Source organism: Dyella halodurans (assembly GCF_026283925.1).
Lineage (GTDB): Bacteria > Pseudomonadota > Gammaproteobacteria > Xanthomonadales > Rhodanobacteraceae > Dyella > Dyella halodurans.
On record NZ_JAPDPF010000002.1, the window covers coordinates 119,867 to 132,845 of the forward strand.

Annotated in this window: 9 protein-coding genes; 3 read left to right on the forward strand and 6 right to left on the reverse strand. The window is 65.6% G+C overall.

Features of this window, described 5'->3' with window-relative positions; genetic code table 11:
• Window positions 1-57: 57 nt before the first annotated feature.
• From OUZ49_RS04330 to OUZ49_RS04350, 5 genes are all read right to left on the reverse strand, one after another.
• Window positions 58-1,641, reverse strand: coding sequence for an inorganic phosphate transporter (locus tag OUZ49_RS04330; RefSeq protein WP_266148746.1), 1,584 nt, complete (start codon window positions 1,639-1,641; stop codon window positions 58-60).
• 165 nt (window positions 1,642-1,806) lie between these two features.
• Window positions 1,807-3,237: an aldehyde dehydrogenase family protein gene (locus OUZ49_RS04335; protein ID WP_266148748.1), complete on the reverse strand. Its 1,431-nt coding sequence runs from the start codon at window positions 3,235-3,237 to the stop codon at window positions 1,807-1,809.
• Window positions 3,238-3,253: 16 nt separating this feature from the next.
• A complete protein-coding gene (locus tag OUZ49_RS04340; protein ID WP_266148750.1) occupies window positions 3,254-4,897 on the reverse strand; it encodes an acetolactate synthase large subunit in 1,644 nt (547 codons plus the stop codon).
• Window positions 4,898-5,001: 104 nt separating this feature from the next.
• Window positions 5,002-6,411, reverse strand: a complete 1,410-nt coding sequence (xseA, locus tag OUZ49_RS04345; RefSeq protein WP_266148752.1) for an exodeoxyribonuclease VII large subunit — start codon at window positions 6,409-6,411, stop codon at window positions 5,002-5,004.
• A gap of 127 nt (window positions 6,412-6,538) precedes the next feature.
• Entirely contained in the window at window positions 6,539-8,017 is a 1,479-nt protein-coding gene (locus tag OUZ49_RS04350; protein ID WP_380004066.1) for a phospholipase D-like domain-containing protein, read from the reverse strand.
• A 102-nt stretch (window positions 8,018-8,119) separates the two neighbouring features.
• Between OUZ49_RS04350 and OUZ49_RS04355 the strand changes: the two genes are divergently transcribed.
• Window positions 8,120-10,090: an acetyl-CoA hydrolase/transferase C-terminal domain-containing protein gene (locus OUZ49_RS04355; protein ID WP_266148754.1), complete on the forward strand. Its 1,971-nt coding sequence runs from the start codon at window positions 8,120-8,122 to the stop codon at window positions 10,088-10,090.
• On the opposite strand, the gene OUZ49_RS04360 is transcribed toward OUZ49_RS04355, so the two are convergent.
• Window positions 10,087-10,788: a helix-turn-helix domain-containing protein gene (locus OUZ49_RS04360; RefSeq protein WP_266148756.1), complete on the reverse strand. Its 702-nt coding sequence runs from the start codon at window positions 10,786-10,788 to the stop codon at window positions 10,087-10,089. The two genes, OUZ49_RS04355 and OUZ49_RS04360, sit on opposite strands and share 4 nt — an antisense overlap.
• A gap of 247 nt (window positions 10,789-11,035) precedes the next feature.
• Here OUZ49_RS04360 and ispG point away from each other — a divergent pair, with 247 nt between their 5' ends.
• Both ispG and OUZ49_RS04370 read left to right on the forward strand, forming a co-directional pair.
• Window positions 11,036-12,283: a flavodoxin-dependent (E)-4-hydroxy-3-methylbut-2-enyl-diphosphate synthase gene (ispG, locus tag OUZ49_RS04365; protein WP_266148757.1), complete on the forward strand. Its 1,248-nt coding sequence runs from the start codon at window positions 11,036-11,038 to the stop codon at window positions 12,281-12,283.
• Window positions 12,284-12,293: 10 nt separating this feature from the next.
• Entirely contained in the window at window positions 12,294-12,965 is a 672-nt protein-coding gene (locus OUZ49_RS04370) for a class I SAM-dependent methyltransferase (RefSeq protein WP_266148758.1), read from the forward strand.
• Window positions 12,966-12,979: the final 14 nt, after the last annotated feature.

Consider the following 12,979-nt stretch of genomic DNA (forward strand, 5'->3'; position numbering starts at 1 on the left):
GGAGCCTGCATTGGAGCGGCCGGCGGTCTCAAACGTTGAGACTGCCGGCGTGACTGGCTAGAACAGATGGCGCAGGGCGATATACAGGCCGCCGGCGAGCAGGATCGAGGCGGGCAGGGTCAGCACCCAGGCCATCAACAGGTTGCGCACTGTGCTCCATTGCAGGCCGGAGCCATTCGCGGCCATGGTGCCGGCCACGCCGGAGGTGAGCACATGGGTAGTGCTGACCGGCAGGTGGTACATGTCGGCGGCCTGGATCAGGCCCATCGCCACGAACTCGGCCGAAGCGCCTTGCGCGTAGGTCAGGTGTTCCTTGCCGATCTTCTCGCCCACCGTCACCACGATACGCTTCCAGCCCACCATGGTGCCCAGGCCGAGCGCGAGCGCCACGGCCACCTTGACCCACAGGGGAATGAACTGAATGGCCTTGGTGCCGAGGCCTTTCCAGGTCGTGAGCGTGGCCGTCTGCTCGGTGCTCAAGCCCGGCTGCGTCAGCACCAGCGGGATGACGGTATTGGCCAGGTAGATGTCATTGCGCACATTGCCCATCTGGTCCTGCGGCACGGAGCGCAGCGAGGGGCGGTTGCCCACCTGATGATCAATCTCGGCGATCAGCTCGACCAGCGCCGGTGCCGTTCCTGGCAGCAGGGCATGCTGCTGGATCGCTTTCGTGATCAAGTTGCGCGGATCGCCGATGACCGGCGTGGTATCACCCAGGCCAATCAGCACCTGGCGGGTTTCCACCGAGACCTCGTGGAAGGTCTTCACCTGGCCGCCGGTGACGGCGCCATTCAGGGCATAGGCCGTCGGCACCGTGCCGATCAGGATCAGCATGATCAGGCCCATGCCTTTCTGGCCATCGTTGGAGCCATGGCTGAAACTCACGCCAGTGCAGGTGAGCACCAGCAAGGCGCGGATCGGCCACGGCGGCGGCTTGTTGCCCTCCGGCGCGCGATACAGCGCAGGAATCTTCACCAGGTTCTTCAATACATACATCAGCAGGCCGGCGAGAATGAAACCGGCGATCGGCGAGAAGATCAGCCCCTTGAACACATTGATCGCGGCACCCCAGTCGACGCCGCTGGTGGCCGTGTTGACCGCGATCAGCTGATTGGCCAGGCCGACGCCGATGATCGAGCCGATCAAGGTATGCGAGGACGAGTTCGGCAGTCCGAAATACCAGGTGCCGAGATTCCAGATGATGGCCGCCAGCAACAACGCGAACACCATGGCGAAGCCGGCGTGGCCGCCGACCTGCAGGATCAGCTCGACCGGCAGCAAGGACACCACCGTGAACGCCACCGCGCCGGACGAGGTCAGCACGCCGAGGAAGTTGAAGACGCCCGACCAGATCACCGCCATATTGGCCGGCATGGAGTTCGTGTAGATCACCGTGGCCACGGCGTTGGCCGTGTCATGGAAGCCGTTGACGAACTCGAAGCCCAACGCGATCAGCAGGGCGATGCCGAGCAGGATGAAGGGCGCGGTCGCGTGCGATTTGACCACGGACAGATCGTCAACCAGATGCAGGCCCGCATAGCCGGCACCGATCAGCAGGATCGTGCCAAACAACAGGCCAAAGAGCCGGCCGGAGCCCTGACTTTGAGGCGAGACAGCGACAGCGGCGGCTTCGGTCTGCATGGGTATTCCCTCGTGGTCGGCCCGGCCGAAGCTAAGCACTGCACAAGACAGCAAGGTGACAGCCGGGAAACCTTGCTGCGGGTAACTTTCTCCCCCTGGAAGCGGGGTCGGACGGCCCGAAGAGTGGGGCTCAGGCCGTTCGCCCCGGATTGTTCAAACACCGGGTCAGCGTTCCCGCATCACCATAAGACGCAGCTCAGTCATGTCCTCGATGGCGTAGCGCACGCCTTCGCGGCCGATGCCGGAAAGTTTGATGCCGCCGTAAGGCATGTTGTCCACGCGGAAGCTGGGCACGTCATTGACCAGCACGCCGCCTTGTTCCAGTTCGTTCCATGCGCGCATGGCGTGGTCGAGACTGTCGGTGAAGACGCCGGCCTGCAGCCCGAAGTCGGAATCGTTGACCATGGCGATTGCGTCGTCAAACGAACGGTAGGGTTCGAGCAGCGCAAACGGACCAAACGCCTCCAGCCGATGGGCCTTGGCATCGGTAGGCACGTTCTCCATCAAGGTGGCTTCCAGCATGGCGCCGTTGCGCTTGCCGCCACACAGGATCTTGCCACCGGCCTTGCGCGCCTCCTCGATCCAGCCGTGCAGGCGTTCGGCCGCAGCTTCGTCGATCATCGGGCCGAGGAAGGTGTCCTTCTTCTTCGGGTCGCCAGCCTTGAGCTTCTTGACGGTAGCGACCAGGCGCTTCTTCACCTCTTCGTAGATCGACTCGTGCACGTAGATGCGTTGCACACTGATGCAGCTCTGGCCCGATTGATAGAGCGCGCCGAAGACCAGCCGTTCGATGACGTGGTCCAGCTTCGGTCCCTGGTCGGCGTCGACGATGCAGGCGGCATTGCCGCCCAACTCCAGCGTGACCTTCTTGTGGCCCGCGCGCGCTTTCAGGTCCCAGCCGATCTGGCTGCCGGTGAAGGAGAGCAGCTTGAAACGTGGATCTTCCACCAGCGGGCCGGCGTGCTTGCCGTCGAGATTGAGCACCGAGAACGCGCCCTTGGGCAGATCCGTCTCGGCCAGCACCTCGCCGATGATCAGCGCGCCGATCGGCGTACGCTCGGCCGGCTTGAGGACGAAGGGGCAGCCCGCGGCAATCGCGGGAGCGACCTTGTGCGCAACCAGGTTCAACGGAAAATTGAACGGCGTGATGAACGACACCGGCCCCAGCGGCACGCGCTTGGTATAGCCGTGATAGCCGTTCAGGCGCGGGGCGAGCTCCATGTTGAAGGTTTCGCCGTTGACGCGCACAGCTTCCTCGGCCGCGATGCGAAACGTTTCGATCAGCCGGGTCACTTCGCCGTCCGAGTCCTTGATCGGCTTGCCGGCTTCCACGCACAGCGCATAGGCCAGCTCCTCACGCCGCTCCGTGAAGCGATCGGCGCAGTGCTGCAGCACCTGCTGTCGCGCCCAGGGTTTGAATTCACGCATCGGGCCGCTGGCCTTCACGGCGGCAGCGATGGCTTTTTCGGTGGCTTTCGCATCGGGTACGGCCACGCGCGTGGCTACCTTGCCGCTGTACTTGTCCAGCACATCCATCATTTCCTTCGAGGTCTGTGGCTGGTTGGCGAGATAGTAGGGATAGCTTTTCGCGAGCATGCATGACTCCGCTCGATCAGACGGCAGCACTCAGCCGGCGGATCTCTTCGTTGAGGATGGGGTGGTTGTCGGAATAGTCGATGACCAGGTCGATCAGGTGCACGCCGCCGGTGTCGAAGGCGCGCTTCAAGGTAGGGAGGAAGGCATCGGCGCTGTCCGGACGATGTCCATGCGCGCCGTGTGCTTCGGCAAAGGCGACGAAATCGGGGTTGCCGAACACCATTCCGTAGTCGCTGAAGCCCATCTCCGCCTGCTTCCAGCGAATCATGCCGTAGGCATCGTCGCGCAGCAGCAGGATCACCAGGTCGAGCTTCAGTCGCACGCAGGTCTCAAGCTCCTGCGCATTCATCATGAAGCCGCCGTCGCCGCAGATGGCCAGGACCTTGCGCTCGGGGTAGACCATCTTCGCCGCCATCGCCGAAGGCAGGCCGGCGCCCATGGTGGCCAGCGCGTTGTCGAGCAGGATCGTGTTCGGCTGGCGTGCACGGTAATAGCGCGCGTACCAGATCTTGTACATGCCATTGTCCAGGCACAGCACGCCGTCATCGGGCATGTAGCGGCGGGTGTCGTCCACCACGCGCACGGGATGCATGGGGAAGCGGGGATCGTCCGCGTGGACGCGTAGTTGCGCGTGGAACGCCACGCGTACCCGGTCGAAGTAGGCGAAATCCCACTGCTCCTGAGCTTGCAACGCATCGGTCAGCCGCTCCACCGTGTGCGCAATATCGCCGACCACTTCAATCTGTGGAAAGTAGACCGCGTCCACCTCGGCCGATGAAAAGTTGATGTGGATGACGGTGCGTCGACCCTTTTGCATGAAGAACGGCGGCTTCTCCACCACGTCGTGGCCGACATTGATGATCACATCCGCCGCACTGATCGCGCGATGCACGAAATCGCCGTCGGAGAGCGCCGCGTTGCCCAGCCATAAAGGATGGTCCTCGTCGATCACGCCCTTGCCCATCTGGGTGGTAAAGAACGGGATGCCCAGCTTGTCGATGAAGGCGCGCAACGCCACCGTGGTGCGCTGGCGGTTGGCGGCGGCGCCAATCATCAGGATCGGATGCCTGGCATTGCTGATCGCCTCGGCAGCCTGCACCAGCGCGGCGTCATCCGGCGCGGGGCGGCGGGCATACTCGGTGGGCAACAGGATCGGGTCGTCCACGTGGTCGCGCGCGATGTCCTCGGGCAGTTCCAGGTGCACCGCGCCCGGGCGTTCCTCCTCGGCGCGGCGGAACGCTTCGCGTACGCGCGCAGGAATCGTCGACGCGGACACCAACTGGCGGGTGAACTTGGTCAACGGCTGCATCATGTCGACCACGTCGACCAGCTGGAAAAGCCCTTGCTTGGTTTCGCGGATCGGCTTCTGTCCGGTAATCATCAGCATCGGCATGGCGCCGAGCTGGGCATACGCCGCCGCGGTCACCAGGTTGGTGGCGCCGGGTCCCAGGGTGGACAGTGCCACGCCGGCTTCGCCGGTGAGCCGGCCCCAGGTGGCTGCCATGAAGCCGGCCGCCTGTTCGTGCCGGGTGACGATGAGTCGGATCGACGAATCGCGCAACGCTTCGACCAGGTCCAGGTTTTCCTCACCCGGCACGCCAAAGATGCTGCGGACTCCCTCGGCTTCCAGCGCCTTGACGAACAGTACTGCTGCCTTCATGCCGCGCTCCTCGGACGGAAGCGTGAAGGATGCGATACAAATCGTTCACGCCGCGTGAGGCGTTGGGCCCCGGGACGGGTAGGCCCGAGGCTTGCGTTACGGGCTCATGGCTCGATGGACTCGTCGCCCGCGTGGCCTGCCCTGACGGAGAGCGGCAATTCGCCATCGGCGAGTCTGGCGCGCAATGGTGTGCCGGGCTCGACATGCTGTGCCGAGCGAAGCACCTTGCCTTCCCGGTCGAACAAAATCGAGTAGCCGCGTTCCAGCGTGGCAAGCGGACTTACCGCGTGCATGGCGCGGCCGGCTTGTTGCAAGGTCAGGCGATCGCGTTCGAGCCGGCGTTCGACGGACTGGCGCAGGCGTTGGCGGAGTTCGGCCACGCGACGCTGCAGCAGCTGCAGGCGTAGGCGCGGATGCTGCGCCAGCAGTCTCGCGTGCACGCGGTCCAGGCGTGCGCGGCGGCTCTGTGCCTGTTCGCGCTGGATGCCGACCAGGCGCCTGTGCAGGTGCTGCAAGCGTTCGCGATCACGGGTGAGGCGCGCTTGGGGCCGTTGCGCCTGCAAGCGTGCAAACAGGTGATCGACACGCTGGATGCGCGCTTGCAGTCGGCGCTGTTCCAGCGTGATCAGGCGCTGTTGCAGTTGTTGCAGGTGTCGGCGCAACGCGAAGGCGTCGGGCACCAGCAATTCGGCCGCCGCGGAAGGCGTGGGTGCGCGCAGGTCGGCGACGAAATCGGCGATGCTGAAATCGATCTCATGGCCGACGGCCGACACTACCGGCACCGCGCTGGCGTGGATGGCGCGGGCGACCTGCTCGTCGTTGAAGGCCCACAAGTCCTCCAGCGAACCGCCGCCACGGGTCAGCAGCAGCACATCGTAGCGGCCGCTGGCCGACGCCTTGCGCAGCATGCTGACGATGGCCGGCGGCGCCTCGCGACCTTGCACCGGAACGGGCAGCACATCCACCTCGGCCAGCGGCCATCGTCGCGACATCACGCTCAGCACGTCGCGGACGGCGGCGCCGGTGGCGGAAGTGATGACGCCGATGCGGCGCGCATAACGGGGCAGGGCGCGCTTGCGCGCGGGGTCGAACAAGCCCTCTGCATCGAGTCGAGCCTTGAGCTGCTCGAACTCGCGTTGCAAGGCGCCTTCGCCGGCCAGCTCCATATGCTCGGCGACCAGCTGGAATTCGCCACGCGGCTCGTACAGGCCGACGCGGGCTCGCACCAGCACGTGCAGGCCATCGACGGGCTTGAACTTCAACCAGCCGCTCTTGGGACGGAACATCGCGCAGCGCACCTGGGCGCCGCTGTCCTTCAACGTAAAATACAAATGTCCGGACGCCGGGCGTGCCACGTTGGACAGCTCGCCTTCGATCCAGATCAGCGGCAGCGCATCTTCCAGCAGATCGCGCACCAGCCGATTGAGCGAGCTGGGGGTCAGGATGTGGCGCGGCGGCGAGCCGCCTTGCCCAGCCGAGCTGTGATCAGTCGTGTTGTCGTCGGACGCGTGCATGGAGGCGCGAGACTAGCACGGACCATCCGGGTGGTATTGCTTGGATTACATCCGCTTGCCCGCTCATGCATAGTCTGGCCATGAGACAATCGGCATAATTCATTGAATATAAACAATTGCGACCAGCTCAGGCGGTTTCGTCGGCATCGGCCACTGGCTGCCGGGCGCGTCGGCGCAGCCGCCAGGCGCGCACCCCGAAATTGATCGCGAACCAGGCGCACAGCAGGCCCAGCGGCCAGCCCAGGACGGCGGGCCAGGCGATCTCGACCACGGCCAGCAGGGTCAGCAGCAGGGCGCCGGTGACCAGCGGGCTGATCGAGGTGTCGCCGAGCACGCGCCGATCCGTCAGTGCTGCACCCATGGTATTGGCGATGCGCAGGGCGCCCGCGGCGGCACGCCCGGAACTGCCGCCCGCATGGCGGGGGCGGGGCGGTCGCGCCGAGCTGCTTTGCACATGGTCGGAGCGCGGGTTCCAGCGCCGAGGCGCCAGCACGATCTCGGTCGCGTTGCCCAGGTCCTGCTCGTACTGTTCAGCCAACTGCTGGGCGACGCCTGCGTCCTCGATCGCCACGTCGATCTCGCGGTTGCTCAGCCAGCTGGCGATATTGAGATTGGACGAGCCGACGCGCGCCCATTGGCCGTCGGCCACGGCGGTCTTGGCGTGCAGCATCGAGCCGTTCCACTCGAATACCCGAATGCCTGCCTTGAGCAGGGGCCGGTAGCCCGAGCGCGACATGCCGGCGACCATCGGGATATCGCTGCTGCCAGGTACCAGCAGGCGCACGTCGACGCCGTCGCGTGCCGCCGCGGCGAGCGCCTGCACATAAGGGGCGATGCCGATGAAGTAGGCATCGGTCAGCCAGAGCGTCTTGCGCGCCATGGCGGCAATCAGTTGGTCGAGGCGATACATGCCAGCGGTGGCAGGTTGCGTGGCGATAACGCGCAAGGCTACGGAGCCCATCGGCATCGCCTGCCCTGGTGGCGCGAGCGGTGGCAAGGGCGCGCCAATGCTGGACCAGCTTTCCGCAAACGCATGCTCCAGTTCGACCACGGCGGGCCCGTGCAGGGCGACGCCGGTATCCCGCCAGGGCGCCACCTTGCGCTGCGCATTCCCCAGCCACTTCTGGCTGATGCATACGCCGGAGAGAAAGCCCTGCCTGCCATCCACGACCAGCAGCTTGCGATGGTCACGGCTGATCCAGCCAAAGGGATGGCCGAGCTGCAGGGGATTGAAGGCCCGCACGTGGCCACCGGCGTGGCGCAACGGCGTCCAGAAACCGGCGCGGGACTGTCCCTTGCAACCGAGCCAGTCGTAGATCACCGCGACGTAGACACCGCGACGCGCACATTCGACCAAGGCATCACGGAAGGCGCGGCCGACCTCGTCGTCGCGAACGATGTAGTTCTCGAGCAACACGCGCTGCCTGGCGTTGCGGATGGCGGCGAGCCACGCTTCGAAGTGAGCGGCGGCATCGATCAGCAGATCCACCGCATTGCCGCCGAGCAAAGGAGCGCCGGCGGCGCGGCTCAGGGCCTGTTCGGCGAGTAGACGGGCGGGTGCGGATGCAAGCGGCGGCCTCGTATTCATGGGGCGAGTGTAGGACATGGTTACGCGCCGCCTTCAAATCACGTTCACCCGGACAGTGTCAGGAATAGGCGCCACCAGCCGCGCATGTCGTTCCCTTGAACCTTCTGCCATGATCATTCCATGTCGCCAGAGCATTGCTATACCGACACCGAGGCCTGCGCACATCACCTGGCCGAACGGCTGGGGCCGGATCTGCGCATGGCCGCGCCACTGGGCCTGGGCAAGCCGCATGGCCTGCTCAATGCGCTTTACCAGCTGACGACGGCCGATACGTCGCGCTCGCTATCGCTCTACACCGCACTGTCGCTGACCCGGCCACAGCCGGCGGCGGGGCTGGAGGCGCGCTTTACCGGCCCGTTCCTGGCGCGGCATTTCGGTGACGATGCGGTGGACCCGCAGTACGCGGTCGACCAGGCTCGCAACGCCTTGCCGACGAACGTGGCGGTGCATGAGTTCTACATGCAGTCGGGCGCGCTGCTGGGATCGTCGACGGCACAGCGCAACTACATCAGCCAGAACTACACCCATGTCGCGCGTGACCTCGCCATGCAGGACATCAACCTGCTGGTGCAACTGGTGGCCCGACGGGAAACGGCGGAAGGCGTGCGTTACAGTCTTTCCTGCAATCCCGACCTGACGCTCGATTTCATCGACCGCATGGTGCAGGCCGGCAAGCCACGGCCCGTATGCGTGGCGGTGGTGCATCCGGACCTGCCATATATCACCGGGCATGCCGAGGTCGCCCAGGACTATTTCGATCTCGAACTTTGTCCCGAATCATCGCCGCCGCTGTTTGCGCTGCCGCGCCAGCCCATCGACCTGGCCGAATACGCCCTGGGGCTGCACGCCAGCGCCCTGGTTAAGGATGGCGGCTGCCTGCAGATCGGCATTGGCGTGTTGTCGGATGCGCTGGTCTACGCGCTGCGCTTACGACAGCAGGACAACACGGCCTGGCGTCGCATGCTGGTGGCGCTGGATCCACGCGGCGGCACCCACGCCTTGGCGGCGCGCATGGGCGGGCTGGCGCCATTCCGCACCGGACTGTACGGCGCCAGCGAAATGGTGATGGATGGCTTCATGCACCTGCAGCGCGCCGGCATCCTGAAGCGGCGCGCCTGGGACAATATCGCGCTTGAACGTGCCGCCGCCTGTGGCCGGCTGTCGCCTGAAACTCCCGGTGGCCACTATCTGAGAGGGGCGTTTTTCCTGGGTTCGCACGAACTCTACGCGTGGCTGGCCGCGATGGAAGCGGAGGATCCCGATGCCATCGACATGTGTCGCGTGTCCAACGTCAACCAGCTCTATGGCGATCATCAGGTGCTCGCCTCCCTGCAGCGCCGCGGCGCCCGCTTCTTCAATACCTGCATGATGGCCACCTTGCTCGGTTCGGCGGTTTCCGACGCGCTGGAGAATGGCGAGGTGGTGAGCGGCGTGGGTGGGCAGTACAACTTCGTCGCCATGGCGCAGGAACTGGCCGATGGCCGTTCGGTACTGCTGTTGCGGTCCACGCGGCGCGGTCGCGGCGGCGTGGAAACGAATATCCGCTGGAACTACGGCCACACCACGATTCCGCGCCACCTGCGCGACATGTACGTCACCGAGTACGGTGTGGCCGACCTGCGCGGCAAGACCGATAGCGAATGCATCGAGGCGATGCTGGCGATCAGCGATGCGCGTTTCCTGGATGCGCTATGCGCGGAGGCCAAGTCGCACGGCAAGCTGGCAGCGGACTTCCAGATACCCGAGCGTTGGCGCAACAACCAGCCCGAGTTTCTGCGCGAGACGCTGACCCCGTGGCAGCGCAAGGGCCTGCTGCCGGCGTTTCCGTTTGGCAGCGACTTTACCGAGGTGGAACAGCGCCTGTTGCCAGCGCTGAAGTGGCTGCAGGCGGCGAGCGCGACGTGGCGCGGCAAGCTCCGTATTGTTGCTGCCCTGATGCGGCCCGGTGCTGCAGTCGATGGCGAACAGGAAGCGCTGGAACGCATGCGCCTGGCCAGGCCCGCCGGCCTGCGCGAGCGCCTGCTCCGACGCCTGCTGGCGGCCGCCTTGCGGCGTGTCCAAGCGGCGCCGGGTGAGCGCCCTGCGACTTAGTGCACCAACAGCGACTGGCCAAGCTCGCGCAGGCCATCGAGATCGAGCAGGTTCACGCCATGCCGATCGAGCTGGATCATGCCGCGCTGGCGGAATCGACCCAACAGGCGACTGACCGTCTCGGTGGTCAGGCGCAGATGGTTGCCGATATCGGCGCGAGACATGGGGAGCGGCAGGTGGTCGGTGGACAAACCGAGCGACGCGCGGCGATCGCGCAGGTCGACCAGGAACGCGGCGAACCGCTCTTCCGCCAGGTAGTTGCCGCCGCTCAGCTGCAAATGCGAGATACGGTGGCTGGCCGCGTTCATCAGGTGCCAGGGCACATCGGGCTGCTGCGTGGCGACCTGGCGAATGGCGTTGAACGGGAAGCGGCAGAATTGCGTCTTGCCGAGCGCCACGACGGCATTGTCATGGTGTTCGCGGTCAATCGCGTCCAGCCCAATCATCTCGCCGGGCAGATGGAACGCCACCACCTGTTCTCGGCCCGCGACATCCACCGCCACCGTCTTGGCCATGCCGGTCTGCACCGCGTAGATGGCGCGGAACGGCGACAGCGGCCGGTACAGGTACTCGCCCGTGCGCAGCGGGCCGATGCGCTCGGCGATATGGCGCAGGCCGGACAGCTCCGGACGATCGTAGCCGCTGGCCTGGCAGACAGGGGCATGGCCACACCCGGCGCAGCTCTGGGAGGGCGGCATGCGGGTTTGCTGGCGCTGTGATGAGTGGGTAGTGAACATGACGGTTCAGGCTTCCTTATCCGGGCTGGTTTCCAGGGTTCCATCATCCACGCTGACGACGGAAACGGGGCCTCGTGCGCGGTTTTGCCGCACGATTTAACGGGGTTCCGGGCTTTTTCCGGGCCGCTAGGGCGTGCGTGGCGGTTCGGTTATCCTCTATGGGACGCCGCATCACCCTCGCGGCCCTGGTGCCTGACCGACCCATCCTATGAGTGATACCTCTTCCTCTCCGCGTACCGCCCAGCGTCGTCCCAGCGTGGGCGTCAAGATTGGCAAGATCACCGTTGGCGGCGGCGCACCCATCGTGGTGCAGTCGATGACCAATACGGATACGGAGGATCCGGCAAGCACGGCCAAGCAGATCGCCGAGCTGGCGCGGGCCGGTTCGGAGCTGGTGCGCATCACGGTGAACACGCCCGCGGCCGCCGCGGCTGTGCCGCGCATCCGCGAGAAGCTGGAGATGATGGGCGTGGACGTGCCGATCATCGGCGACTTCCACTACAACGGCCACCAGCTGCTGGAAGCCGAGCCCGCCTGCGCCGAAGCGTTGGCGAAGTACCGCATCAATCCGGGCAATGTCGGTTTCGGCAAGAAGAAGGACAGCCAGTTCGCCTCGATCATCGAGATGGCGCTGCGCTACGACAAGCCGGTGCGCATTGGCGCCAACTGGGGTTCACTCGACCAGAGCATGGTGGCCATGCTGATGGACGAGAATCACCAGCGCGCCGAGCCCTGGGACGCCGCGCATGTGGCGCGCGAGGCCTTGATCCGTTCGGCGCTGGATTCGGCGCAGCGTGCGGAAGAGATCGGCCTGCCGCGCGATCGCATCATCCTCTCGTGCAAGGTCTCCGGCGTGCAGGAGCTGATCTCGGTCTACCGCGACATCGCGGGGCGCTGCGATTACGCCTTGCACCTGGGCCTCACCGAAGCGGGCATGGGCTCGAAGGGCATTACCGCGTCGTCCGCCGCGCTGGCGGTGCTGTTGCAGGAAGGCATCGGCGACACCATCCGCATCTCGTTGACGCCGGAGCCTGGCGCATCGCGCACGGGCGAGGTGATCGTGGCGCAGGAGTTGCTGCAGACTATGGGCTTGCGTGCGTTCACGCCACTGGTCACGGCGTGCCCGGGCTGCGGACGCACCACCAGCGAATTCTTCCAGGTACTGGCACGCACCGTGCAGACGCATGTGCGTGAACAAATGCCCTTGTGGCGCGTGCAATACGACGGCGTGGAGAACCTGACGCTGGCGGTGATGGGCTGCGTGGTCAACGGCCCCGGCGAGTCCAAGCACGCGAATATCGGCATTTCCTTGCCGGGCAATGGCGAGGCGCCGTCCGCACCGGTGTTCATCGACGGCGAAAAGGCGATGACCTTGCGCGGCGACAATATCGCCGGCGAATTCATCGGCATTCTCGACCAGTACGTCGCCACGAAATACGCCAGCCGCGTCGGCTGAGACACGGGCCATGACGACCGCGTCGAGCGAACGGCTAATCCTCGACGCGTGGGAGGTCAATGCGCAGGCCTGGGAGCGTGCCGTGCGCGACCGGCGCATCGAGAGCCGCCGGCTGGTGACCGACCAGGCCATCGTGGAGGCGGTGCTGTCACGCGCGCCGCGCAAGGTCATTGACCTGGGCTGTGGCGAAGGCTGGCTGGCGCGAACCTTGGCCGGCGCGGGCGTGCAGGTGGTTGGCGTGGACGTGGTGCCTTCCCTGGTCGAAGCCGCCCAGTCGCACGGCGGCGGCGAATTTCATCTGCTCTCCTACGCCGACGTGGCGGCCCGTGCGCTGAAGCAACGCGCCGATGTAGTCGTGTGCAATTTCTCCCTGCTGGGCGAGGCATCGGTTAACGAACTGCTCGCTTCGGTGCCTAGCTTGCTCGAAGCTGGCGGTGTCCTGCTGGTACAGACCCTGCACCCGCTGGCTGGCACAGGCACGGAGGCTTACCGCGATGGCTGGCGCGATGGCTCCTGGGATGGTTGCGGCGAGGGCTTCGGCAAGCCGGCGCCGTGGTATTTCCGCACCCTGGGTGGCTGGTTGGCGGCGTTCCGGGCTGCCGGCCTGGAGCTCCTGCGCATCGATGAACCCCTGCACCCTCGCACTGGACGCCCCGCGTCCGTTATCTTCATGGCGGGGTGAAGCAGGGGAGGGCG

Bases quoted from the DNA above. Each gene is read 5' to 3' on its own strand.
- OUZ49_RS04330 (WP_266148746.1), bottom strand. From the start codon at position 1,641: ATGCAGACCGAAGCCGCCGCTGTCGCTGTCTCGCCTCAAAGTCAGGGC.
- OUZ49_RS04350 (WP_380004066.1), bottom strand. From the start codon at position 8,017: ATGTCCTACACTCGCCCCATGAATACGAGGCCGCCGCTTGCATCCGCA.
- OUZ49_RS04370 (WP_266148758.1), top strand. From the start codon at position 12,294: ATGACGACCGCGTCGAGCGAACGGCTAATCCTCGACGCGTGGGAGGTC.
- ispG (WP_266148757.1), top strand. From the start codon at position 11,036: ATGAGTGATACCTCTTCCTCTCCGCGTACCGCCCAGCGTCGTCCCAGC.
- OUZ49_RS04360 (WP_266148756.1), bottom strand. From the start codon at position 10,788: ATGCCGCCCTCCCAGAGCTGCGCCGGGTGTGGCCATGCCCCTGTCTGC.
- OUZ49_RS04340 (WP_266148750.1), bottom strand. From the start codon at position 4,897: ATGAAGGCAGCAGTACTGTTCGTCAAGGCGCTGGAAGCCGAGGGAGTC.
- OUZ49_RS04335 (WP_266148748.1), bottom strand. From the start codon at position 3,237: ATGCTCGCGAAAAGCTATCCCTACTATCTCGCCAACCAGCCACAGACC.
- OUZ49_RS04355 (WP_266148754.1), top strand. From the start codon at position 8,120: ATGTCGCCAGAGCATTGCTATACCGACACCGAGGCCTGCGCACATCAC.
- xseA (WP_266148752.1), bottom strand. From the start codon at position 6,411: ATGCACGCGTCCGACGACAACACGACTGATCACAGCTCGGCTGGGCAA.